23 protein-coding genes are annotated in these 22,403 nt (G+C 73.5%); 7 read left to right on the top strand and 16 right to left on the bottom strand.

All coding sequences use genetic code 11. From position 1 onward, the window contains the following. Position 1: 1 nt before the first annotated feature. The 5 genes from ACYVI6_RS03485 to ACYVI6_RS03465 all read right to left on the bottom strand — a co-directional run bounded on the left by ACYVI6_RS03485 (position 2) and on the right by ACYVI6_RS03465 (position 8,622). Positions 2 to 778: an ATP-binding cassette domain-containing protein gene (locus tag ACYVI6_RS03485; RefSeq protein WP_460445039.1), complete on the bottom strand. Its 777-nt coding sequence runs from the start codon at positions 776 to 778 to the stop codon at positions 2 to 4. Between the two features lie 156 nt (positions 779 to 934). After that, positions 935 to 2,029: a sugar ABC transporter substrate-binding protein gene (locus tag ACYVI6_RS03480; protein WP_460445084.1), complete on the bottom strand. Its 1,095-nt coding sequence runs from the start codon at positions 2,027 to 2,029 to the stop codon at positions 935 to 937. Positions 2,030 to 2,304: 275 nt separating this feature from the next. Beyond that, on the bottom strand, positions 2,305 to 5,124 hold the full coding sequence (locus ACYVI6_RS03475) for an aconitate hydratase (RefSeq protein WP_460445083.1): 2,820 nt from the start codon (positions 5,122 to 5,124) through the stop codon (positions 2,305 to 2,307). Positions 5,125 to 5,197: 73 nt separating this feature from the next. Next, positions 5,198 to 6,508: a class I SAM-dependent RNA methyltransferase gene (locus ACYVI6_RS03470; protein ID WP_460445038.1), complete on the bottom strand. Its 1,311-nt coding sequence runs from the start codon at positions 6,506 to 6,508 to the stop codon at positions 5,198 to 5,200. Further along, on the bottom strand, positions 6,505 to 8,622 hold the full coding sequence (locus ACYVI6_RS03465) for an APC family permease (RefSeq protein WP_460445037.1): 2,118 nt from the start codon (positions 8,620 to 8,622) through the stop codon (positions 6,505 to 6,507). Before ACYVI6_RS03465 ends, ACYVI6_RS03470 begins: the two co-directional genes overlap by 4 nt. A 76-nt stretch (positions 8,623 to 8,698) precedes the next feature. On the opposite strand from ACYVI6_RS03465, the gene ACYVI6_RS03460 reads away from it, so the two are divergent. Together ACYVI6_RS03460 and ACYVI6_RS03455 are read left to right on the top strand one after the other, a co-directional pair. After that, on the top strand, positions 8,699 to 9,361 hold the full coding sequence (locus ACYVI6_RS03460; RefSeq protein WP_460445036.1) for a potassium channel family protein: 663 nt from the start codon (positions 8,699 to 8,701) through the stop codon (positions 9,359 to 9,361). A 10-nt stretch (positions 9,362 to 9,371) separates the two neighbouring features. After that, positions 9,372 to 10,052, top strand: a complete 681-nt coding sequence (locus tag ACYVI6_RS03455) for a potassium channel family protein (RefSeq protein WP_460445035.1) — start codon at positions 9,372 to 9,374, stop codon at positions 10,050 to 10,052. 25 nt (positions 10,053 to 10,077) lie between these two features. Here the strand turns inward: ACYVI6_RS03455 and ACYVI6_RS03450 are convergent, their stop codons facing one another. Genes ACYVI6_RS03450 through dut form a run of 4 tightly spaced genes read right to left on the bottom strand, consistent with a single transcriptional unit; the run spans position 10,078 to position 12,497 of the window. Beyond that, complete coding sequence (locus ACYVI6_RS03450; RefSeq protein ID WP_460445034.1) at positions 10,078 to 10,737, bottom strand: DUF3159 domain-containing protein; 660 nt, start codon at positions 10,735 to 10,737, stop codon at positions 10,078 to 10,080. Further along, positions 10,734 to 11,123 (bottom strand): OB-fold nucleic acid binding domain-containing protein, encoded by a 390-nt coding sequence (locus ACYVI6_RS03445; RefSeq protein ID WP_460445033.1) that lies wholly within the window; start codon positions 11,121 to 11,123, stop codon positions 10,734 to 10,736. The genes ACYVI6_RS03450 and ACYVI6_RS03445 overlap by 4 nt, the downstream gene beginning before the upstream one ends. Before the next feature lie 58 nt (positions 11,124 to 11,181). Next, on the bottom strand, positions 11,182 to 11,979 hold the full coding sequence (locus ACYVI6_RS03440; RefSeq protein ID WP_460445032.1) for a DUF3710 domain-containing protein: 798 nt from the start codon (positions 11,977 to 11,979) through the stop codon (positions 11,182 to 11,184). Further along, positions 11,976 to 12,497 (bottom strand): dUTP diphosphatase, encoded by a 522-nt coding sequence (gene dut, locus ACYVI6_RS03435; protein WP_460445031.1) that lies wholly within the window; start codon positions 12,495 to 12,497, stop codon positions 11,976 to 11,978. Before dut ends, ACYVI6_RS03440 begins: the two co-directional genes overlap by 4 nt. Before the next feature lie 50 nt (positions 12,498 to 12,547). Between dut and ACYVI6_RS03430 the strand changes: the two genes are divergently transcribed. Continuing rightward, complete coding sequence (locus ACYVI6_RS03430; protein WP_284287321.1) at positions 12,548 to 13,051, top strand: DUF3093 domain-containing protein; 504 nt, start codon at positions 12,548 to 12,550, stop codon at positions 13,049 to 13,051. Positions 13,052 to 13,136: 85 nt separating this feature from the next. Here ACYVI6_RS03430 and ACYVI6_RS03425 read toward each other — a convergent pair whose 3' ends face one another. Further along, on the bottom strand, positions 13,137 to 13,433 hold the full coding sequence (locus ACYVI6_RS03425) for a DUF4193 domain-containing protein (protein WP_460445030.1): 297 nt from the start codon (positions 13,431 to 13,433) through the stop codon (positions 13,137 to 13,139). A gap of 343 nt (positions 13,434 to 13,776) precedes the next feature. Between ACYVI6_RS03425 and ACYVI6_RS03420 the strand changes: the two genes are divergently transcribed. Beyond that, on the top strand, positions 13,777 to 13,968 hold the full coding sequence (locus tag ACYVI6_RS03420; protein WP_460445029.1) for a hypothetical protein: 192 nt from the start codon (positions 13,777 to 13,779) through the stop codon (positions 13,966 to 13,968). Positions 13,969 to 13,987: 19 nt separating this feature from the next. Here ACYVI6_RS03420 and tsaD read toward each other — a convergent pair whose 3' ends face one another. Beyond that, a complete protein-coding gene (gene tsaD / locus ACYVI6_RS03415; protein ID WP_460445028.1) occupies positions 13,988 to 15,037 on the bottom strand; it encodes a tRNA (adenosine(37)-N6)-threonylcarbamoyltransferase complex transferase subunit TsaD in 1,050 nt (349 codons plus the stop codon). A 30-nt stretch (positions 15,038 to 15,067) separates the two neighbouring features. On the opposite strand from tsaD, the gene def reads away from it, so the two are divergent. Next, on the top strand, positions 15,068 to 15,607 hold the full coding sequence (def, locus tag ACYVI6_RS03410) for a peptide deformylase (RefSeq protein WP_460445027.1): 540 nt from the start codon (positions 15,068 to 15,070) through the stop codon (positions 15,605 to 15,607). On the opposite strand, the gene ACYVI6_RS03405 is transcribed toward def, so the two are convergent. Continuing rightward, on the bottom strand, positions 15,604 to 16,374 hold the full coding sequence (locus ACYVI6_RS03405) for an SDR family NAD(P)-dependent oxidoreductase (RefSeq protein WP_460445026.1): 771 nt from the start codon (positions 16,372 to 16,374) through the stop codon (positions 15,604 to 15,606). The genes def and ACYVI6_RS03405 overlap by 4 nt on opposite strands. Before the next feature lie 72 nt (positions 16,375 to 16,446). Between ACYVI6_RS03405 and ACYVI6_RS03400 the strand changes: the two genes are divergently transcribed. After that, the gene (locus ACYVI6_RS03400; protein ID WP_460445025.1) at positions 16,447 to 18,120 is read left to right on the top strand and encodes an FAD-binding oxidoreductase; all 1,674 of its coding nucleotides are present in this window, start codon (positions 16,447 to 16,449) and stop codon (positions 18,118 to 18,120) included. A gap of 70 nt (positions 18,121 to 18,190) precedes the next feature. On the opposite strand, the gene ACYVI6_RS03395 is transcribed toward ACYVI6_RS03400, so the two are convergent. The 4 genes from ACYVI6_RS03395 to ACYVI6_RS03380 are packed head-to-tail and all read right to left on the bottom strand — an operon-like array spanning position 18,191 to position 21,500. Further along, on the bottom strand, positions 18,191 to 18,823 hold the full coding sequence (locus ACYVI6_RS03395) for a superoxide dismutase (RefSeq protein ID WP_460445024.1): 633 nt from the start codon (positions 18,821 to 18,823) through the stop codon (positions 18,191 to 18,193). Positions 18,824 to 18,865: 42 nt separating this feature from the next. Then, entirely contained in the window at positions 18,866 to 19,732 is an 867-nt protein-coding gene (locus tag ACYVI6_RS03390) for an inositol monophosphatase family protein (protein WP_460445023.1), read from the bottom strand. Then, a complete protein-coding gene (locus ACYVI6_RS03385) occupies positions 19,729 to 20,850 on the bottom strand; it encodes a ferrochelatase (RefSeq protein WP_460445082.1) in 1,122 nt (373 codons plus the stop codon). Before ACYVI6_RS03385 ends, ACYVI6_RS03390 begins: the two co-directional genes overlap by 4 nt. Next, positions 20,838 to 21,500 (bottom strand): trimeric intracellular cation channel family protein, encoded by a 663-nt coding sequence (locus tag ACYVI6_RS03380; protein ID WP_460445022.1) that lies wholly within the window; start codon positions 21,498 to 21,500, stop codon positions 20,838 to 20,840. The genes ACYVI6_RS03385 and ACYVI6_RS03380 overlap by 13 nt, the downstream gene beginning before the upstream one ends. A gap of 123 nt (positions 21,501 to 21,623) precedes the next feature. On the opposite strand from ACYVI6_RS03380, the gene sepH reads away from it, so the two are divergent. Then, on the top strand, positions 21,624 to 22,403 hold a 780-nt coding region (sepH, locus tag ACYVI6_RS03375; RefSeq protein ID WP_460445021.1), incomplete at its 3' end, for a septation protein SepH.

Here is a 22,403-nt window from a genome sequence, read left to right as displayed (position 1 = left end):
CTCAGGCCGACTCGGCGGCGGTGGCGGGAGCGATCCCGAGGTCGCCGGAGCGACCCGCGGTGATGAGCTCGACCACCCGGCGGTTGTCGACCTCGGACGCCGGCACGTCGGCGGCCACGCGACCGAGGTAGAGGGCGGTGATGCGGTCGGCGACCTCGAACACGTCGACCATGTTGTGCGAGATGAGCAGCACGCCGAGGCCGCGGTCGGCCAGCCGGCGCACGAGGTCGAGCACCTGGCGGGTCTGCGCGACACCGAGGGCCGCTGTGGGCTCGTCGAGCAGCACGACCTTGGAGTTCCAGAGCACCGACTTCGCGATGGCGACGGTCTGGCGCTGGCCGCCGGAGAGGCTGGCGACCTGCTGGCGCACCGACTTCACGGTGCGGACGCTCAGCGACGCGAGGGTCTCGCGGGCCTGCTCCTCCATGGCGACCTCGTCGAGGAGGATGCCGTTGTGCCGCTCGCGGCCGAGGAACATGTTCTCGACGATGTCGAGGTTGTCGCACAGCGCGAGGTCCTGGTACACGATCTCGATGCCGAGGTCGGCGGCGTCCTTCGGGCCGTGCACGAGCACCTGCTTGCCCTCGAACCGGTAGGTGCCGGTGTCGAAGGGGTAGATGCCCGCGATGGTCTTGACGAGCGTCGACTTGCCGGCGCCGTTGTCGCCCACGAGCGCGGTGACCTGACCGGGGTAGATCTTCAGGTCGACGTCGTGCAGCACGTGCACGGCGCCGAAGCTCTTGTTGATGCCCCGCAGCTCGAGCAGGGGTTCTGCCATGACGTGCTCCTCGCGCTCTCTGGTGATCCGGGTCGACTGGTCTGGCTGCGCCCGTCGGGGTGCCGCGCGACGTGCTCGTCACGCGGCCGGGGCGGACGCCCCGGGAGCCTCTCGGCTCCCAGGACGCCCGCCCGTTGGTCGACGGTCAGGACCGGATCAGGAGATGCCGGCCGTCTTGCACAGGGCGGCGTACTTGCCCGTGCAGACGTCCGCCGACGCCACGGCGCCGTCGTCGATCGGCGTCTTGACGTTGTCCTTCGTGATCGCGACCGGGTCGAGCAGCACCGACGGGACGTCGCGCTTGCCCGTCTCGTCACGGGTGGTGCCGGTGGCCTTGGCGGGCTGGCCCTTGACCAGACCGGTGGCCAGCTCGACCAGCGCGCCGACCTCGGCGGTGGCGGGCTTGTAGACGGTCATGCACTGCGAGCCGTCCAGGATGTTCTGCAGGCCCTGGGCGGTCGCGTCCTGGCCGGTGACGGGGACCTTGCCGGCCTGACCGTTCTTGCGCAGGATCGAGATCGCGGCGTTGCCGAGACCGTCGTTGGCGGCCAGCACGCCCTGGATGTTGCCCTTGTTCTTCGTGTACATGCCCTCGAAGATCGTGGCGGCCTGCTGGTTGTCCCACTTCGGCACGGCCTGCTCGGCCACCTTCTTGTAGTTCGACTTGGCGTCGAGCACCTTGTGCGCACCGGCCGCGAACAGCGTCGCGTTGTTGTCGGTGGGGGCGCCGTTCAGGAACACGATGTTCGCGTCCTTGTCGCCGAGGCAGGTCGCGAGACCCGTGCCCTGCAGCTCGCCGACCTTGGTGTTGTCGAACGAGATGTAGTAGTCGGCGCTGCCGCCGAGGGTCAGACGGTCGTAGTCGATCGTCTTGACGCCCTGCGCCTTGGCCTTGTCCTCGATCGCCTTGCCGCTGTCGCTGTCCAGGTTCACGATCGCCAGGACGGTGACGCCCTGGGTCAGCATCTGGTCGGCGATCGTCTGCATGCGCGACGCGTCACCCTCGGCGTTCTGGATGACGGCGTCGATGCCCGCCTCCTTGAAGGCCTTCTCCAGCTGGGGGCGGTCCGCGGACTCCCACCGAGCCGACGACTTCGTGTCGGGCAGGATCACGCCGACCTTGCCCTTGGCAGCGGTCGAACCGCCACCGCTGCCGCTACCGCCGCTGCTGCTGTCACTGCCACCGCAGGCGGTGAGCGCGAGCGTCACGCCCACGACACCAGCCAGCGCCACGTAGCGCTTGCGTCCCACCACAGACCGCCTCCTCGAGGCCTCGGTGCTGCGGGCGTCGTTCACCTGCCCGCAACGTCAACGAAATTGTTGTGAGCGACAACGTATGTGCCGCTCTGGCCAATCGTCCAGCAGTTCGGCACAACAAATGGTCACGGGTGGATCACGTTCACTTGTGTGGCTCAGCAAGAGCGGCCCGTTCGCGCGCGTTGCCCGGTTTGCGCAGGTCAGCCCGCCCGGGACGGGTCCCGGGCGGGCTGACGGCGGACGACGGTGCGGTGGGGCGGTGGGGCGGGTCAGGCCACCAGCGAGCGCAGCACGAACTGCAGGATGCCGCCGTTGCGGTAGTAGTCCGCCTCCCCCGGCGTGTCGATGCGCACCCGGGCGTCGAACTCGACGTCCGCGGCCCCCTCGCGACGGGCCACGACGCGCACGGTGCGCGGCACGCTGCCCTCGTTCAGCGCCTCGACGCCCAGCACGTCGAACGTCTCGGTGCCGTCGAGCCCCAGCGAGGTGGCGCTCTCGCCGTCCGGGAACTGCAGCGGCAGCACGCCCATGCCGATGAGGTTCGAGCGGTGGATGCGCTCGTAGGACTCGGTGATCACGGCCCGGACGCCGAGCAGCGCCGTGCCCTTTGCCGCCCAGTCGCGGCTCGAGCCCGACCCGTACTCCTTGCCGGCCAGGATCACCAGGGGGACCTGCGCCTCGGCGTACGCCTGCGCCGCGTCGTAGATGGACGTCTGCTCGCCGGTGAGGTGGTTGCGGGTGAAGCCGCCCTCGACGCCGTCGAGCAGCAGGTTGCGCAGCCGGATGTTGGCGAAGGTGCCGCGGATCATCACCTCGTGGTTGCCGCGGCGGCTGCCGTAGCTGTTGAAGTCGCGGCGCTCCACACCGTGCTCGGCCAGGTAGCGGCCGGCCGGGCTGTCGGCCTTGATCGACCCCGCCGGGCTGATGTGGTCGGTGGTCACCGAGTCGCCGAGCAGCGCCAGCACCCGCGCGCCGGTGATGTCGGTGACCGGCGAGGGCTCGGCCTGCATGCCGTCGAAGTACGGCGGCTTGCGCACGTACGTCGACCCGCCGTCCCACTCGAAGGTGTCGCCGGTGGGCGTCGGCAGCCCCTGCCAGCGCTCGTCGCCGGCGAAGACGTCGGCGTAGTCGCGGGTGAACATCTCGCGGTTCAGCGAGCTCGCCACCACCTGGTCGACCTCGGCCGGCGAGGGCCAGACGTCCTTCAGGAAGACGTCGCGCCCCTGCTGGTCCTGGCCGAGCGCGTCGGTCTCGAAGTCGAAGTCCATCGTGCCGGCGAGCGCGTAGGCGATGACCAGCGGCGGTGAGGCGAGGTAGTTCATCTTCACGTCGGGGTTGATGCGCCCCTCGAAGTTGCGGTTGCCCGACAGCACCGACACCACGGCCAGGTCGTGCTCGTTCACCGCGGCCGACACCTCGTCGATGATCGGGCCCGAGTTGCCGATGCAGGTCGTGCAGCCGTAGCCGACGAGGTTGTAGCCCAGCTCGTCGAGGTACGGCGTGAGGCCGGCCGCGTCGAGGTAGCCGGTGACGACCTTGCTGCCGGGGGCGAGCGAGGTCTTCACCCACGGCTTGCGGGTGAGCCCGGCCTCGACGGCCTTCTTGGCCAGCAGTCCGGCGCCGACCATCACCGAGGGGTTCGAGGTGTTCGTGCAGCTGGTGATCGAGGCGATGGCGACGGCGCCGTGGTCGAGCTCGACGTCGGAGCCGCCGAGCGAGACGGTGACCGGCTGCGAGAGCGGACCCGCGACGTCCGGGGTGGCGGCCGGCTCGGCCGGGGCCGGGTCGTCGGACCCGGCGTCGGAGGCGCCGACGGCCGGCGGATCGCTCGCCGGGAACGACTCGGCGGAGCCCTCGTCGGCGGCCGACACGATGCCGTCGCGCTCGACGTCGTGGGTCACGTACGCGCCGAGCGCCTCGCGGAAACCGGCCTTGGCCGCCGACAGCAGCACGCGGTCCTGAGGGCGCTTCGGGCCGGCGATGCTCGGCACGACCGTCGACAGGTCGAGCTCGAGGTGCTCGCTGTAGCGCAGCTCGCGGCTGGGGTCGTGCCACAGCCCCTGCTCCTTGGCGTACGCCTCGACCAGGGCCACCTGCTCGTCGCTGCGGCCGGTGAGCCGCAGGTAGTCGATGGTCACGTCGTCGATCGGGAAGATCGCGCAGGTGGAGCCGAACTCCGGGCTCATGTTGCCGATGGTGGCGCGGTTGGCGAGCGGCACCGCCCCGACGCCCTCGCCGTGGAACTCGACGAACTTGCCGACCACGCCGTGCCGGCGCAGCTGCTCGGTGATGGTGAGCACCACGTCGGTCGCGGTGGCGCCGGCCGGGATCTCGCCGGTCAGCTTGAAGCCGACCACGCGCGGGATGAGCATCGACACCGGCTGGCCGAGCATGGCCGCCTCGGCCTCGATGCCGCCGACGCCCCAGCCCAGCACGCCGATGCCGTTCACCATCGTGGTGTGGCTGTCGGTGCCGACGCAGGTGTCGGGGTAGGCCCGCAGCTCGCCGTCGACCTCGCGGGTCATGACGGTGCGCGCGAGGTGCTCGATGTTCACCTGGTGCACGATGCCGGTGCCCGGCGGGACGACCTTGAAGTCGTCGAAGGCCGTCTGCCCCCAGCGCAGGAACTGGTAGCGCTCGCCGTTGCGCTGGTACTCGATCTCGACGTTGCGCTCGAAGGCGTCGGCGCGGCCGAAGACGTCGATGATCACCGAGTGGTCGATGACCATCTCGGCCGGCGCCAGCGGGTTGATCCGGTTGGGGTCGCCGCCGAGCTCCTTGACGGCCTCGCGCATCGTGGCGAGGTCGACGATGCAGGGCACGCCGGTGAAGTCCTGCATGAGCACGCGGGCCGGCGTGAACTGGATCTCGGTGTCGGGCTCGGCCGACGGGTCCCACCCGGCGAGCGCGCGCACGTGGTCGGCGGTGATGTTCGCGCCGTCCTCGGTGCGCAGCAGGTTCTCGAGCAGCACCTTCAGGCTGAACGGCAGGTCGGCCGCGCCCTCGATCCCGGCGAGCCGGAAGATCGTGTACCGCCGGTCACCGACCTCGAGCTCGCCCTTCGCCCCGAAGCTGTCCTGGGTCACCAGAGTCCTCCCTCGTCGTCCGGCACCGTCGCTGGTACCGCCCGCCAATGTATCTTGATGTCGAGATACCTGCCAGTCACCCGCGCGGCACGAGCAGGGCGACGCACTCGACGTGGTGCGTCATCGGGAAGCAGTCGAAGGCGCGCAGGGCGGCCAGCTCGTAGCCGGCGTCGGCGAACGTGCGGACGTCGCGGGCCAGGGCGGCCGGGTCGCACGCCACGTACGACACGGCGCGCGGCGCCAGCGCGACCACCTGGTCGACGACGGTGCGCCCGGCCCCGGTGCGCGGCGGGTCGAGCACCACGAGGTCGGCGGTGGTGCCCGCCTCGAGCAGCGTCGCCAGCACCCGGTCGACCCGTCCGGGCGTGATCGCCACGTGCGGCGCGTCGTGCAGGTTGCGCCGGGCGTCGCGCACGGCGCCCGCGTCGCCCTCGACCGCGAGCACGGCGCCGTCCGGGCCGACCGCCGCACCGAGCGCGACGGCGAACAGGCCGACCCCGGCGTACAGGTCGAGCGCCTGCTCGCCCGGCTGCGGGTCGAGCTGCTCGAGCACGGCGCCGACCAGCGCCGCGGGGGCGCCGGGGTGCACCTGCCAGAAGCCCGACCCGCTGACCCGCAGCGACACCGGCTCGAGCGCGCCGGGCAGCGGCACGTCCTCGCGCACCCAGGTGCGCCCGCGCACCCGCTCGATGCCGTCGGCGGTGACCACGCCGAGCGACGCGCCGTCGGGCGCCGGCCAGCGCGGCCGCGTCGCGCCGGTCGGCTCGACGAGCACCAGCGGCCCGTCGCCGCCGGCCGGGGCGACCACCTCGACGGCGCGGGCACCCGGCCAGACCGGTGCGGCCAGCTCGACCGCCCGCACCCGCGGGTGCGCGATCGGGCAGGCGTCGATCGCCACGACGTCGTGCGAGCGGTGCTTGTGCAGGGCCAGGTGCCCCGAGCCGTCGACGGCGTGCTGCACGCGGGTGCGCCAGCCCTGCCCGTCGTCGTCGCCGGGGACGGCCTCGACGACCACCTCGCGGTCGACCCCGCCGAGCCGGTGCAGCTGCTCGCGGACGACGTCCGCCTTCAGCGCCCGCTGCCCCTGCGTCGACACGTGCTGCCAGTCGCAGCCGCCGCACCGGCCGGGGCCGCTGTACGGGCAGCGCCGCTCGACCCGCTCGGGCGCGGCGCGCAGCACCTCGATCGCGTCGCCGCGCAGGAACCGGTCGCCGTCGCCGCCCTCGGTGATCCGCACGCGCACCCGCTCACCGGGGAGTGTGTGCCGCACGAAGACCACGCGCCCCTCGTGCCGGGCGACGCAGTGCCCGCCGTGCGCGACCCGCTCGACGTCGACCTCGACGACCTGCCCCGGCCCCACCCCGGTCGGCCCGGTCGGCTCGCTCACGGCTGCCGGCCGGGGGGCGCCGACACGGTGGCGGACGGCGGCGGCGGGGTCTCGCCCAGGTGCGTCGGCGGCGGGGTGCCGCGGCGGACGGCGCCGGCGGCCGGGCCCTCGAGCCGGTGCGCCAGACCCTCGGACGAGTGCAGCTGCCACGGCACGCTGGCCACGAGGACGCCGGGGGTGAACAGCAGGCGGGCCTTGAGCCGCAGCGCGCTCTGGTTGTGCAGCACCTGCTCCCACCAGTGCCCGACGACGTACTCGGGGATGTAGACCATGACGACGTCGCGCGGGTTGTTGGTGCGGATCGACCGGACGTACTCGATGATCGGCCGGGTGATCTCGCGGTAGGGCGAGTCGAGCGACTTGAGCGGCACCGGGATCTCGCGCTTCTCCCACTCGTCCTGCAGCGCCTGCGTCTCCTCCGGCTCGACGTTGACGTTGATCGCCTCCAGCACGGAGGGGCGGCTGGCCCGCGCGTAGGCGAGCGCCCGCAGCGCCGGGCGGTGGATCTTCGAGACCAGCACCAGCGCGTGCACCCGCGAGGGCAGCAGCTCGTCGCGGAAGTCGTCGCCGGGGGCCAGCTCGTCGGCGACGTGGGTGTAGTGCCGCCGGATCGCCTTCATGAGCAGGAAGATCACGACCATCGCGGCGATGGCGATCCACGCGCCGTTCAGGAACTTGGTGATGAGCACGACGACGAGCACCGTGCCCGACATCCCGGCGCCCACGGCGTTGATCACCCGGGCGCGCAGCATGGCCGGCTTCTCGCTCGACTCGGCGGTGCGCAGCAGCCGGTTCCAGTGCCGGATCATGCCGATCTGGCTGGTGGTGAACGAGACGAACACGCCCACGATGTAGAGCTGGATCAGCCGGGTGACCTGCGCGTCGAACGCCAGGATCAGCACCACGGCCATCAGCGCGAGCGCCAGGATGCCGTTGCTGAAGGCCAGCCGGTCGCCGCGGGTGTGCAGCTGCTTGGGCAGGTAGCCGTCGCGCGCCAGGATCGACCCCAGCACCGGGAAGCCGTTGAAGGCGGTGTTCGCGGCGAGCACCAGGATGATGCCGGTGGCCGCCGCGACCAGGTAGAACGCCGGCGGGAAGCCGTGGAACACCGACTTCGCGAGCTGCCCGATCACCGGGTCCTGGGTGTACGTCGTGCCGTCGGCGAACCGCACCGACCCGTCGCCCGCGCGGGTGCCGTGCTGACCGTTCAGCAGCAGCTCGCGCGAGATGTCGGCGGTGTCGACGAACTTGATCTTCGTGAAGTGCGCCAGCGTCAGGATCGACAGCAGCATGGTGACGGCGATGCCGCCGAGCAGCGCCAGCGTGGTCGCGGCGTTCTTGCTCTTCGGCCGCTCGAACGCAGGGACGCCGTTGCTGATCGCCTCGACGCCGGTGAGCGCCGCGCAGCCGGAGGAGAACGCCCGCAGCACCAGGAAGGCACCGGCCAGCGTCACGAACCCGCCCTCGTAGGCCGGCTGCGTCTCGACGCCGAATCGCGCGCTCTCGGCCATCGGCAGCGCCCCGAAGGTGAGCCGCACCAGGCCGATGAGCGCCATCCCCAGGATCGAGAACATGAACACGTACGTCGGGATCGCGAACAGCCCGCCGCTCTCGCGCACGCCGCGCAGGTTCATCGCGGTCAGCACCGCGACCGCCAGGCAGGCCACGAGCGGCTCGTGCCCCTTCAGCGCCGGGATCGCCGCGGCGCCGTACTGCGCCGCCGACGAGATCGACACCGCCACGGTCAGCACGTAGTCGACGAGCAGCGCGCTGGCGACGGTGAGGCCGGCGGTCGGGCCGAGGTTGGTGGTAGCCACCTCGTAGTCGCCGCCGCCGGAGGGGTAGGCGTGCACGTTCTGCCGGTAGCTGGCGACGACCACCAGCATGACGAGGCCGACGGCGATGCCGACCTTCCAGGAGAACGCGTACGCGCCCAGCCCGGCGACCGACAGGGTCAGGAAGATCTCGTCCGGCGCGTAGGCCACCGAGGACAGCGCGTCGCTGGCGAAGACCGGCAGCGCGATCTTCTTGGGCAGCAGGGTCTCGGCGAGCCGGTCGCTGCCGAGGGGACGGCCGACCAGCAACCGCTTGAGCACACGTCCGGCGACAGCCACGTCGGGAAACTCTAGATGACCCGGGCCGTGTAGCGTTCCGGGCGTCGGTGGCTGCCAGGCGTCAGGGAAGGTCCTCGTGCACTTCGTGATCATGGGCTGCGGCCGGGTGGGCTCCAGCCTGGCCCACAGCCTGGAGGCCCGCGGGCACGACGTCGCCGTGATCGACCAGGACGAGTCGGCCTTCCGCCGCCTCGGCACCGGCTTCGAGGGCCGCCGGATCGCCGGCGTCGGCTTCGACCGCGACACCCAGCTCGAGGCCGGCATCGAGGGGGCGCACGCCTTCGCGGCCGTCAGCAGCGGCGACAACTCCAACATCCTGGCCGCCCGCGTGGCGCGCGAGACCTTCGGCGTGCAGAACGTCGTCGCCCGCATCTACGACCCGGGCCGCGCCGAGATCTACCAGCGCCTGGGCATCCCCACCGTGGCCACCGTGAAGTGGACGTCGGACCAGATGCTGCGCCGCCTGCTGCCGGTCGGCGCCGCCGGCCTCTACCGCGACCCCAGCGGCCAGGTGATCCTCGCCGAGATGCCCGTCGTGGAGGCGTGGGTCGGGCGCTCGATGGAGCAGATCCAGGCGGCGTCCGGCGTCCGGGTGGCGTTCCTGACCCGCCTGGGCGAGGGCGTCGTGCCCGAGGCCCGCACGCTGCTGCAGGACGGCGACATCCTGCACGTGCTCGGCACCCGCGACACGTTGCTGACGGCCCAGGGCGTGCTCGACAGCGCGCCCGGCCAGGACTGAGGAGGCAGGCGTGCGCGTCGTCATCGCCGGAGCCGGCAGCGTGGGCCGGTCGATCGCCCGCGAGCTGCTGAGCAACGGGCACCGGGTGCTGCTCGTCGACCGCGAGCCGCGGGCGGTGCAGACCCAGCGCGTGCCGGACGCCGAGTGGCTGCTCGCCGACGCGTGCGAGATCACCGCCCTGCACGAGGCCGGGCTCGAGGAGTGCGACGTCGTGGTGGCCGCCACCGGCGACGACAAGGCGAACCTCGTGGTGTCGCTCATCGCGAAGACCGAGTTCGGCGTGCCGCGCACCGTGGCCCGGGTGAACAACCCCAAGAACGAGTGGATGTTCGACGAGGCGTGGGGCGTCGACGTCGCCGTCTCGACGCCGCGCCTGATGACCGCGCTCATCGAGGAGGCCGTGAGCATCGGCGACCTCGTGCGCATCTTCCAGTTCCAGCAGGGCCGCGCCACGATGGTCGAGATGACGCTGCCCGACGACTCGCCGTACGTCGCCTCGCGGGTCGGCGACATCGTCTGGCCGGCCGACAGCGTGCTGGTGGGGATCATCCGCGAGGACCGCCCCATCGCGCCGTCCCGCGACGACGCGCTCGAGGGCCGCGACGAGCTGCTGTTCCTCACCGTGCCCGAGAGCGAGGGCGAGCTGGAGCGGATGCTCTCCCCGACGGCCCACCAGGAGTCGCGCACCTAGCCCGACCTCGGGGTCGGAGCGGGCGTCAGTCGGCGTCGAGCGGGGTGCGGCCGGTGAGCAGCACGGCGCCCATGACCGCGACGGCCACCGCGTAGAGCGGCCAGCCCAGCGCGATCTTGGCCACGCCGAGCCAGCCCACCTGGTCGGCGAGGTACAGCGGGAGCATGACGGCGACCCGCACGAGGTACATGCCGCAGAGCACCAGCGTGAGGCGGCTGCACAGGTGGCGGACGCCGGCGTGCCCGCGCCAGGCGAACGGCTCCTCGGGGTTGCCGGCCGCCAGCAGGAAGCCGACCAGGGGCCACCGGATCGCGACGGTGAGCAGCGTCAGCACCAGCAGCCCGCAGCTGTAGAGGATGCCCGGCAGGAAGACGTCCTCGGCGCGACCGCTGCGCAGCGCGAACACCGCGGCGATCGCCACCGCGAACAGGCTGCTCAGCGCGAACCGGGGCGTCTGGCGCTGCGCGAGACGCAGCAGCAGGGCCACGACGACGACCGCGCCGGCGACCAGCAGCGACGGGCGCAGGTTCTTCGTGACGGTCCACCAGACCACGAACGCGACCGTCGGCAGCGCGGCCTCGACCGACCCCCGCAGCCCACCGACCGACTCCGACAGCCGGGCGCGCACCACCTGCTCGACGGTCGTGGCGCCGGCCGGCACCTCGCCCAGTGCGGGCAGGCTCACTCGCAGCCGCTCAGCAGCTCGTACGAGGGGTTGAACACGATCGACTTGCCGTCGCGCTGGGCGACGCGGCCGCGCACGCGCAGCTTGGCGCCGGCCTGGATGCCCTGGATCTGGCGGCGGCCGAGCCAGACGACCTTCAGCACGCCGCTGCCGTCGTAGAGCTCGGCGACCAGGGCCGGCACGCCGGCGCGCGGGCGCAGCGTGACCGAGCGGACGGTGCCGCAGACGCAGGCCATCTGACGGTCCGGCAGGTCGGCGACGGGGGTGCCACCCAGGCGGCCGGCCTCCTCGCGGAGGTCCTCGGCCTCGAGCACGCGATCGCTGCTCGTGAGCTTGTGCAGCGCCGACCGCAGGCGGCCGGGTGACGTCGTCTGGGCGTGTCCCATGACGTCGATGCTACGCCGCCCGGACCCTCTCGCGTACGTGCATCCGGGCGGTCCGGGCCTATCGGCGCTCGGTGATCTCGGGCCCGCGCTGGAACGGCTGCATGTCGGCCCAGCCCGGCGGCCGGTCGCCCTCGGCGGTGCTGTCGTCGGACGCCTGCACGTCGTCGTCGACAGCGTCGGTCGCGTCCTGCGGCACGTCGGCCGGCAGCGTCAGCGGCAGCAGCTCGCGCGGCCCCATCGGCTCGGCGCCGCGCGACACGACGATGCCGCGCACGGTGCGCTCGAGCAGCTCGGCGGCGTCGCGGTCGACGGCGGCGGCACCGTGGAACACCGCGCGCAGCAGCCAGCGAGGGCCGTCGAAGCCGGTGAACCGCAGCGGCTGGAAGCCTGCGCGGCCGTCGGGCAGGGTGGCCGGCACGCGGCCGAGCAGCTCGGTGCCGAACGGGCCCTCGCCGGTCTCGGCCTCGCCGCCCTGCTCGGTGATGCCGCCGGCGATCTCGTCGCGCACCTCGTGCCAGATGCCCTCGCTGCGCGGCGCGGCGAACGCCTGCACCTGCACCGCGGACTCGCCGAGGACCAGCATCACGCCGGTCACCTGGTTGCTGGCCTCGTCGATCTGCAGCTGGATCTCGAGCCCCTCGACCAGCGGCAGCCACAGCGAGCCGACGTCGAGGCGGCCCTCCCGGCCGGCCTCGCCGACCTCGGAGACGTCGTACGGACCGTCGGCGCGCGCGTCGGGCGCCTGCGCCGTCGGCCCGTCGCCGGCCGACGAGGTCGGGTCGTCGCCGCCGGTGGCCGGGTCGGCGCCCTCGGCGGGCTTCTCGTCGTCGCGGCGCTTGCGCTTGAACAGGCTCATCGTGTCTCTCCCTCTCCGGACGACGCCGCCGCGAAGCCGCCGGTCGACCCGTGGCCGCCACCGCCCCGCACCGACGTCGGCAGCTCGTCGACGACGACGAACCGCGCGTGCTCGACCCGCTGCACCACCAGCTGCGCGACGCGGTCGCCGCGCCGCAGCACCACGGGGGTGCGGGCGTCGGTGTTCACCAGCGTCACCTGGATCTCGCCGCGGTACCCGGCGTCGACCGTGCCGGGACCGTTGAGCGTCGTGACCCCGTGCCGGGCCGCCAGGCCGGAGCGGGGGTGCACGAACGCGGCGAAGCCCTCGGGCAGCGCGATGGCGACACCCGTCGGGACGGTGGCCCGCTCCCCCGGCGCGAGCTCGACGTCGACCCGGGTGACCAGGTCGGCGCCGGCGTCGCCGGGGTGCGCGTACGCCGGCAGCGGCAGCTCGTCGTCGAGGCGCTGCAGCAGCACCGGGAGAGTGCGCGGCAGCGCCGACGGCTCGGAGGGCTGCTGATCGGGGACGGCGGGCATCACGTCGACCCTAGGGCATGCCCCTGACGCCTGCGTGCCAGGCTGGTGGGGTGAGCGACGCCGTCGACGACCCCGCCGTCCGGCACCGCGAGCGGCTGTGGCCCTCGCCCGGCGTGTGGTGCACGGCCCCGGCGCTCGGGCTGCTGTCGGGGCTGGCCCTGGCCGTCGTCGTCCCGCCGTGGGCCGCGCTGACCACCGCCGTCGCGGTGACCGCGGCGGCACTGGTCGCGCTCGCGCGCACCAGCGCGATCGTCGAGGTGTCGGCTGCCAGCCTGCGGGCCGGACGGGCGCGCATCCCGCTGACGGCGCTCGGCCGGGTGGCGGTGCTCGACGCCGAGCGCATGCGGGCCCTGCGCGGCGTCGACGCGGACGCCCGCGCGTACCTGTGCCAGCGCGGCTGGTTGCGCCGCGGCGTGGTGGTGGAGGTGGTGGACCCGACCGACCCCACGCCGTACTGGCTGCTGTCGTCCAGACAGCCGGAACGGCTCGCTGCGGCGGTGCGATCGACGCCGGGCGAGCCGTTCGAGGGGTTCGAGGACGGGTGGTCGCGCTGACGTCAGCCCGGTGAGCCGGGCACCGTCGCGCTGGTCGTGCGGGTGCTGCCGTGGCCCACGCCGTCGGGGGCCGAGCGCGCCCGGATCAGGCGCACTCGAGGCAGACCGGCTGCGTCGACATCTCGCCGGACAGCTGGCTGCGGTGCTTCACGAGGAAGCAGATGGAGCAGGTGAACTCGTCGGCCTGCCGGGGCAGCACCCGGACGGAGAGCTCTTCGTTGCTGAGGTCGGCCCCGGGGAGCTCGAACCCCTCGGCCTGCTCGGACTCGTCGACGTCGACGGAGGACGAGCCCTTGTCGACCCGGCGGGCCTTGAGCTCCTCGATGCTGTCCTCGTTCAGGTCGTCGTCGGTCTTGCGCGGCGCGTCGTAGTCGGTCGCCATGTCGCCTGTCGTCTCCCGGGATGTCGCCCCGCGCCTTGCGGTGCGGGTGGTGGTGGTGCTGTGCTGGACTCGGTGCCCCTGCCGGCCCGTTGCGGTGCTGCCTCCAGAACGCGGCGCCGCGTCGGTTTGTGCCCGGGTCGAGACACGGATTGTGCACCATGTCGGCTCACCCGGTGCGATCGGGGCCGACCCGGTTCTCCGGAGCCCCCCGCCTTCACCGAGCCTTTACCCGATGGTGGCCCGGCGCGGGTTGGAGCGGCGGGAATGCAGGAGCACGCTGGGGTCCTTGTCGGAGTGCAGGTCCAGCGGTTCTCGGGGAACGACCAGACGACGGAGGTGCGCGATGCACCAGCTCCAGAGCACCATCACCGAGCAGATGACGGCGGCCAGCGCCGCCCTCGCCGACGCGTGCGCCGACGGCGACGACTACCTCGTCGGCATCTACCAGGCCGAGCTCGACGCGCTGGCGACGACCGCCGCCGCGCACGACCTGGTGATCGACCTGCGCGGCCCGGCCGCGGCCCGCGCCTGCTGAGGCCGGCCCGCCCCGCGCGCTAGGCGATGCGGGCGCCGGCCAGCACGACGGACGGGTCGACCGCGAACCCCAGACCGGACGCCGGCTGGTCGGCGCGCAGCAGCAGGTCGCCGACCGCGGCGATCATCGCCCCGTTGTCGGTGCAGAGCGCCGGACGCGGCACCCGCAGCTCGATGCCGGCGGCCGCGCACCGTTCGGCGGCCAGCTCGCGCAGCCGGCCGTTCGCCGCGACGCCGCCCACGACGAGCAGCGTGTCGGCACCGGTGTGCCGGCAGGCGTCGACCGCCTTCGCGGTGAGGGTGTCGACGACGGCCTCCTGGAACGACGCCGCCACGTCGGCCGCGACCACGGGCGCGCCGTCCGCCGTCGCCTGCTCGACGTGCCGCGCCACCGCCGTCTTCAGCCCGCTGAACGAGAACGCGAACCGGTGCCGGTCGCGGCGCCCGAGCAGTGGCCGCGGGAAGCGCACCGCGGTCGGGTCGCCGTCGACGGCGGCCTTCGAGACCGCCGGCCCACCCGGGTAGCCGAGCCCCAGCAGCCGGGCGACCTTGTCGAACGACTCCCCCGCCGCGTCGTCGAGGGTGTCGCCGAGGTGCACGACGGGGTCGCGGGCGAGGTCGTCGACCCGCAGCAGCGAGGTGTGGCCGCCGGACACGATGAGCGCGACGCTGCGGCTGGGCAGCGGACCGTGCTCGAGGGTGTCGGCCGCCACGTGCCCGGCCGCGTGGTGCACCGCGTAGACCGGCACGCCCGCCGCGAGCGCCACCGCCTTGGCCGCGGCGACGCCGACGAGCAGCGCGGTGGCCAGCCCGGGCCCGGCGGTGACGGCGACGGCGCTCAGGTCGCCCAGGCCGAGCCCGGCGTCGGCCAGCGCCGCCCGCAGCACCGGCCCCATCGTGGCCAGGTGCGCGCGGGCGGCGACCTCGGGCACGACGCCGCCGTACCGGGCGTGCTCGTCCATGCTCGACGCCAGCGCCTGACCCAGCAGCTCGCCGTCGGCCACCAGCCCGACGCCGGTCTCGTCGCACGACGTCTCGACCCCGAGGACGACGCGGGGGTGGCTGGGCATGCGGCGAGGGTACTTGGCACACTGGCCGCCGTGAGCGGTGAGGTGGAGCAGGACGCGCCGTCGGCGACGGTGCTGCCGGTGCGCCGCGACGGCGACCCGGTGCTGCACCGCCCGTGCCGCGAGGTCACCCGCTTCGGCCCCGAGCTCGAGCAGCTCGTGGCCGACATGGTGGTCAGCATGCACGCGGCCGAGGGCGTGGGCCTGGCCGCGAACCAGGTCGGCGTCGACGCCCGCGTGTTCGTCATCGACTGCCCCACGGCGTCCGGCGAGCGCGTGGTCGGCCACGTCGTGAACCCCGAGCTGTTCCTGCCCGCCGACGGGCTCTGGGTCGAGGACGACGAGGGCTGCCTCTCGGTGCCCGGCGAGCACGCCCCCGTCGAGCGGGCGTACACCGCCATGGTGCACGGCGTCGACGTGCACCAGCAGCCGGTCAGCTGGTGGGCCGACGGCCTGGCCGCCCGCTGCTTCCAGCACGAGGTCGGCCACCTCGACGGTCAGGTCTACGTCGACCTGCTCAAGGCCCGCCAGCGCCGCGCGGTGCTGAAGGCCGCCGGCCTCGCCCCCCGCTAGCGGCGGCGGCTGCCGGCGAGCCTGCCGCTGACCGCGCGGACGGCGGCGCGGGGGGCGTGCCGGGCGAGCCAGGCGGCGATGGTGAAGCGGGTCGTCGGGATCGAGACGACGCGGCCGCGGGCGACGTCGCGCAGGCACTCCTCGACGAGCCGGTCGACGTCGACCCAGGCCGGGCCGGGCAGGTTCGTGGTGCGGATGCCGGCTCGCTCGTGGAACTCGGTGCGCACCCAGCCCGGCGCGAGGGCGGTCACGGTGACGCCGCTGCCGGCCAGCTCGACCGACAGGCTCTCGGACCACGTGGTGACGAAGGCCTTCAGGGCCGAGTAGCCGCCCATCGTGACGTAGCCGGCGACGCTGCTGACGGTGACGATCGCGCCGTGGCCGCGCTCGCGCATCGCCCGGCCGGCGGCACCGCCGAGCAGCACGACCGCCCTGCACATGACGTCGAGGCCGAGCTCGATCTCCGACAGGTCCTCGTCGGTGAGCCGGGCGTGCACGCCGAAGCCGGCGTTGTTCACCAGCAGGTCGATCGTGCGCACCGGGTCGAGCAGGCGCGAGGCGACGCGGTCGACGGCGGCGCGGTCGGCGAGGTCGGCGGCCAGCACCTCGACCTGCACCCCGTAGGTGCCGCGCAGCAGCTCGGCGGTGCGCTCGAGCCGCTCGGTGTCGCGGGCGACCAGCACCAGGTCGTGGTCGCGGCGGGCGAGCGCGTTCGCGAACGCCAGACCGATGCCGGAGGTGCCTCCCGTGACGAGCGCGGTTGCCATGGCGGCGACCCTACCGACCGGCTCGTCGTACGCTTCGGGGGCAGGTGGCCCCGAAGACGAAGGCGAGCGACGATGACCGCGGTGGACGACGTCCAGCACATGAAGTGGTGGGGGTGGGGCGTCGACGGCGTCGCGTTCAGCCACGCCGACAAGCCGCACCTCAAGCCGTTCGTCGTGCACGCGGTCGACGTCGACCTCGACGTCGAGGGCGCGCCGGCGCTGTCGCTCGACCAGCTCGACGTGCCGGCCACCCGGGCGCCCGACGAGCTGCTGACCGCGCTGCGCACGGCCGTCGGTGACGAGGCGGTGCGCACCGACGACCTCGACCGCGTCGTGCACACCTACGGCAAGAGCGTGCGCGACCTGCTGCGCATCCGCGCCAACGACCTGCCCCGCGTACCGGACGCCGTGGTGTACCCGGCCGACGAGGCGCAGGTGCGCGCGGTGGTCGACGCCGCGCTGGCGGCCGACGCGGTGCTCATCCCGTTCGGCGGCGGCAGCAACATCTCCGGCAGCCTGCAGCCCGAGCCCGCCGAGCAGCGACCGGTGCTCTCGCTCGACCTGGGCCGGCTCGACCAGCTGCTCGACGTCGACGAGGACTCGGGCCTGGCGCGCATCCAGGCAGGCGCGCTCGGTCCGAGCATCGAGCGGCAGCTCGGCGCCCGCGGCTGGACGCTCGGGCACTTCCCCGACAGCTTCACCCACAGCACCCTCGGCGGCTGGATCGCGACCCGCTCGTCGGGCATGCAGTCCGACAAGTACGGCGACATCGCCGACATCACCAAGGGCCTGCGGGTGGTGCAGCCCGACGGCACGCTCGTCGTCCGCGCGGTGCCGAGCACCTCGACCGGTCCCAGCGTGCGGGAGATGATCCTGGGCAGCGAGGGCCGGCTGGGCATCATCACCGAGGCGACCGTGCAGGTGCACCGGGTGCCCGAGGAGCGCGTGGTGCTCGGGTACTTCTTCCCCTCGTGGGAGGCCGGGCTGGCCGCCATGCAGGCGATCTCGGCCAGCGACGCGACGCCGAGCATCACCCGGGTGTCGGACGCGCGCGAGACGCAGTTCTCGTTCGCGACCCGCAAGGAGAGCAGCGGCATCTCCTCCTACGTCAGCAAGGGCCTGATGGCCTTCCTGGCGAAGCGCGGGTGGGACCTCGACCAGATCTGCCTGTCGTTCATCGGGTACGAGGGCGGCCCGAAGCACGTCGCGGCGCAGAAGCGCGCCGTCCGGGCGATCGTGCGCAAGCACGGCGGCATCGTCGTCGGCAAGGGCCCGGGTGCGCTCTACGACCAGAAGAAGTTCGACACCCCGTACATCCGCGACTTCCTGCTCGACCGGGGCGCGGCGGCCGACGTGTCCGAGACCGCGGCCCCGTGGTCGCAGCTGCTGCCGCTCTACACCGAGGTCCGCACGGCGGCCGACAAGGCGTTCGCGCAGATCGGCGTCAAGGGCTGGATCATGTGCCACCTGTCGCACTCGTACCACTCGGGTGCGTGCCTGTACTTCACGTTCGCGTTCCGCCACGACGGCGTCGGCCCGATCGGGCAGTACGAGGTGGTGAAGTCGGCCATCCAGCAGGCGCTCGTCGACAACAACGGCACGCTCTCGCACCACCACGGCGTCGGCACCGAGCACTCCCCCTGGCTGGCGCAGGACATCAGCGAGCCGGGTGTCGCGATGATCAGCGGCGTGCTGGCGGCCACCGACCCGGGCCGCAACCTCAACCCGGGCAAGATCGTCCGCTAGAGACGTTCTGCCGCAACGCGATCAGGGCCGGTACCCGAACGGGTACCGGCCCTGACGTGGTGTCGTGTGGTTACAGCGCGGTCGGGACGATCAGCCCGGACGTCGCGGTGCGGGCGCGGGTGAAGCGCTCGGTGACGTCGGCCCAGTTGGCGACGTTCCACCACGCCTTCACGTAGTCGGCCTTCACGTTGCGGTACTGCAGGTAGAAGGCGTGCTCCCACATGTCGAGCATGAGCAGCGGCACCAGGCCGACGGAGAGGTTGCCCTGGTGGTCGTAGAGCTGCACGTTGAGCAGCTTCTGCCCGACCGAGTCCCAGGCGAGGATCGACCAGCCGGAGCCCTGGATGCCGAGCGCGTTCGCGGTGAAGTGCGCACGGAACGCGTCGAAGGAGCCGAAGTGCTCGTCGATCGCGGCCGCGAGCTCGCCGTCCGGCTTGTCGCCGCCGTCGGGGCTCATGTTCGGCCAGAACACCGAGTGGTTGACGTGCCCGGCGAGGTTGAACGACAGGTTCTTCTCGAACAGGTTGACCGGGCCGAGCGAGTCCGTCGCCCGCGCCTCCGCCAGCTGCTCGAGGGCGGTGTTCGCGCCCGAGACGTAGGTCTGGTGGTGCTTGCTGTGGTGGAGCTCCATGATCTCGCCGCTGACGTGCGGCTCGAGCGCGGAGTAGTCGTAGGGCAGATCGGGCAGCGTGTAGTCGGCCATGCCCCCATCCTCTTCCTGCCCGGGGGACGCCGCAAACGAAGGTCAGGCGTCGCGGTCCGGTCGCAGGGGTGCCAGCTCACGCTGCAGCAGCCCGTGCAGCACCGGTGGCGCGGCGACGACCAGCTCGTGCCCGGCCGGCGCGTCGCCGAGCCCGGTCACGAGCGCACCGGCCTCGCGGGCGACCAGCTCACCGGCCGCGAGGTCCCACGGGCTGAGGCCGCGCTCGAAGTAGCCGTCGACCCGCCCGGCCGCCACGTTGCAGAGGTCGAGCGCCCCGCTGCCGATCCGCCGGATGTCCCGCACCCGCGGCAGCAGCTGCTGCACCACCTCGGCCTGCACGACGCGACGCCGCGCCTCGTACCCGAAGCCGGTCGCCAGCAGCGCCTGCCCGAGGTCGGTGACGGCGTCGCCGTCCACCCGCACCGCCAGCGGCCGCTCGCCGCGCGGGTCGGTGAGCCGGGCGCCCCGGCCGCGCACCGCCGAGAAGGTCTCGCCGAGCACCGGGTTGTGCACGACCCCCGCCAGCACCTCGTAGCCGCCGGGGGTGCGCGGGTCGCCCGTGACGACCGCGATGCTCACGGCGTACGCCGGGATCTCGTACAGGTAGTTCACGGTGCCGTCGATCGGGTCGACCACCCACGTCAGCCCGGACGTGCCGGCCACGCTCGCGCCCTCCTCGCCCAGCAGGCCGTCGTCCGGCCGGGCGCCCAGCAGCAGCTCGTGCAGCAGCACCTCGCTGCGACGGTCCATCACGGTCACCACGTCGGTCGGGCTCGACTTCGTGGCGTCGACGCCGAGCCGGTCGGGCCGCTCGTCGCGGATCAGCGCCCCCGCCCGGTGCGCGGCCGAGGTGGCCAGCGCCACCAGCTGGTCGAGCTGCGCGTCGGTGACCTCCGGCGCGCCGCTCACTGCGCGGCCGCGGTCGGCTCGGGCGTCGTCCAGTCGACCTGGCAGGCGGCCGGCTTCGCACCGCGCAGGTTGCGGCAGCAGTCGACCGGGCAGACCGAGTGCACGGGGCCGCGGCTGCCGACCGCGGGCTGCTCGGGCTGCTCGCCGCGGGCCAGCGCCGCCCGCTCCTCCAGCAGGTCGACCAGCCCGGCGACGAACCGCTCGGCGGTGCCGACCGTGGCCGCCCGGGCGAACGGCAGGCCGATCTCGCGCGCCGTCTCCTCGGCCTCGGTGTCGAGGTCGTACACGACCTCCATGTGGTCGCTCACGAACCCGATCGGGCAGACGGCGGCGCCCGGCACGCCGGCCTCGTGCAGCGCCCGCAGGTGGTCGTTGACGTCGGGCTCGAGCCACGGCTGCGACGGCGGGCCCGAGCGCGAGCAGTAGACGAGCTCCCACGGCACGGCCCGCCCCAGCTCGGCCGCGACGGCGTCGGCCACCACCGCCGCGAGGTCGCGGTGCTGCGCCTCGTACCAGTTGCCGGTCGGCCCGGACGCGTCGTCCATCGCGGTCGGCACGGAGTGGGTCACGAAGACCAGGTGCGCGCCGTCCGGCAGCTCGCGCAGGGCCGCGAGCGCCGCCTCGGCGTTCTGCCGGGCGAACGCCGGGTGGTTGTAGTAGTTGCGCACCTTGTCGACCTCGAGCGACCGGCCCTCGGCGGCCAGCTGCACCTCGGCGCCACCGAGGTCCTCGCGGTACTGCCGGCACGAGGAGTACGACGAGTAGGCGCTGGTCAGCACCGTGACCACGCGCCGGGCGCCGTCGTCGTGCAGCTCGCGCAGGGTGTCGACGACGAACGGGGCCCAGTTGCGGTTGCCCCACACCACCGGCTGCTCGTGGCCGCGGCGCACCAGCTCGGCCCGCAGGGCGTCCAGCAGGGCGGTGTTCTGCTCGTTGATGGGGCTGCGGCCGCCGAAGTGGTGGTAGTGCTCGGCGACCTCGGTCAGGCGCTCGTCGGGGATGCCGCGGCCGCGGGTGACGTTGCGCAGGAAGGGCATCACGTCGTCCGGCTCGTTCGGCCCGCCGAAGGAGAGCAGCAGGACGGCGTCGTACGGGGCGAGGGTGGTCACTCGCGCGATTCTGCCCGCGACGGCGCGGACGTGCGAAGCGGGCTCGGCGCGTTCAGGTCGAGCAGCACCGCGAGCACCCGCAGCGCCGCCACCCCGAGCGCGGCGGCCAGCGCCACGCCGGTGCCCAGCACCCCCAGCTCGCGGGCGACGACGACCGCCGTGGCGCCGAGCGCGGCGGGCACGGCGTACAGCTCGCGGCGCAGCACCTCGGGCACCTGACCGGCCAGGACGTCGCGCAGCATGCCGCCGCCGATCGCCGTCAGCGTGCCGACGATCACCGCCGTCAGCGGCGCAGCCCCCTGCGCCAGCGCGGTCAGCGCACCCGACACGCAGAAGGCACCGAGCCCCGCTGCGTCGAGCACCCGCACCGACCGCACGAGCAGCCGGCGACGTCCCAGGTTCGGGTGCCAGCGGAACGTCACCAGACCGCCGAGCGCCGCCGCCGCGAGCAGCCGCCAGTCGGTGAGCCCGCGCGGCGGGGTGGCGCCGATCAGGACGTCGCGCAGGATGCCGCCGCCGAGCCCTGCCACGACCGCCAGCACGAGCACACCGAACAGGTCGAGCCGGCGCTGCACCGCGACCAGACCGCCGCTCAGCGCGAAGACGAACACCCCCACGAGGTCGAGCACGAGCTGCAGGCGGGCGTCGGCGAGGATCACCCGGCGAGGGTAGGGCGCGCCTGCTCGGGGTCGAGCGGTGCAGGTGGCACAGTGGGCGACGGACCCGCCGACCCACCCGCCGAGCGCGGCCGCCACCCGGCCCCCCGGCCCGAGAGGTGCCACATGCCCGACCTGCGACTGGTCGCCGTGCACGACGACGGCGAGCACCTCGTGCTCGAGGACGCCGCCGGCGAGCGGTACCTGCTGCCCGTCGACGAGCCGCTGCGCGCCGCCGTGCGCCGCGACCGCGCGCACCTGGGTCAGCTGCAGATCGAGATGGACGGCGGCATGCGGCCGCGCGACGTGCAGAGCCGCATCCGCGCCGGGGCCAGCGCCGACGAGGTCGCCCGAGTGACCGGCTGGCAGGTCGAGCGCGTGCGCCGGTTCGAGGGCCCGGTGCAGGCCGAGCGCGAGCACGGCGCCGGCCTCGCGCGAAACATCCGGCTGCGCCGCCGCTCCGGACCGGGCGTGACGCTCGGCGCCGAGGTGGCCTCGCGGCTGGCCGCGCGCGGCGTCGACGCGGACGCCGTCACCTGGGACAGCTGGCGGGTCGACGACGGCCCCTGGACGGTCGTCGTGTCCTTCAGCGCGGGCGGTCGCGACCGGCAGGCCCGCTGGCACCTCGACCTCGTCGGCCGCAGCGCCACTCCCGCCGACGACGAGGCGCGCTGGCTCAGCGAGGAGGTGCCGTCGTCCGACGCCCCGGTCGGCGGGCGCCTCACCGCCGTGCCCGGCCCCGACGTCTACGACATCGAGGCCGACGGCGGCGTCGACACCCCGCGCAGCAGCGGCCAGCTCTCGGGGCACGACGTCGCGGCGCTCGACCTGGTCGGCGCCATGCGCTCGCGCCGGCGCGACCGCGAGGGACGCCGCACCCCCGGGCCGGCCGACGTGCCCGGCGCG

The sequence above is a fragment of the Angustibacter aerolatus genome, from assembly GCF_054776675.1.
The sequence above is the reverse complement of the archived record's forward strand: the minus strand, read 5'-3'. Positions and strand labels throughout refer to the sequence as shown.

Coding starts and splice junctions, on each gene's coding strand:
- dut (WP_460445031.1), bottom strand. CDS start 12,497: ATGCCCGCCGTCCCCGATCAGCAGCCCTCCGAGCCGTCGGCGCTGCCG.
- ACYVI6_RS03485 (WP_460445039.1), bottom strand. CDS start 778: ATGGCAGAACCCCTGCTCGAGCTGCGGGGCATCAACAAGAGCTTCGGC.
- tsaD (WP_460445028.1), bottom strand. CDS start 15,037: ATGCCCAGCCACCCCCGCGTCGTCCTCGGGGTCGAGACGTCGTGCGAC.
- ACYVI6_RS03405 (WP_460445026.1), bottom strand. CDS start 16,374: ATGGCAACCGCGCTCGTCACGGGAGGCACCTCCGGCATCGGTCTGGCG.
- ACYVI6_RS03420 (WP_460445029.1), top strand. CDS start 13,777: ATGCACCAGCTCCAGAGCACCATCACCGAGCAGATGACGGCGGCCAGC.
- ACYVI6_RS03400 (WP_460445025.1), top strand. CDS start 16,447: ATGACCGCGGTGGACGACGTCCAGCACATGAAGTGGTGGGGGTGGGGC.
- ACYVI6_RS03395 (WP_460445024.1), bottom strand. CDS start 18,823: ATGGCCGACTACACGCTGCCCGATCTGCCCTACGACTACTCCGCGCTC.
- ACYVI6_RS03440 (WP_460445032.1), bottom strand. CDS start 11,979: ATGAGCCTGTTCAAGCGCAAGCGCCGCGACGACGAGAAGCCCGCCGAG.
- ACYVI6_RS03445 (WP_460445033.1), bottom strand. CDS start 11,123: ATGGGACACGCCCAGACGACGTCACCCGGCCGCCTGCGGTCGGCGCTG.
- ACYVI6_RS03425 (WP_460445030.1), bottom strand. CDS start 13,433: ATGGCGACCGACTACGACGCGCCGCGCAAGACCGACGACGACCTGAAC.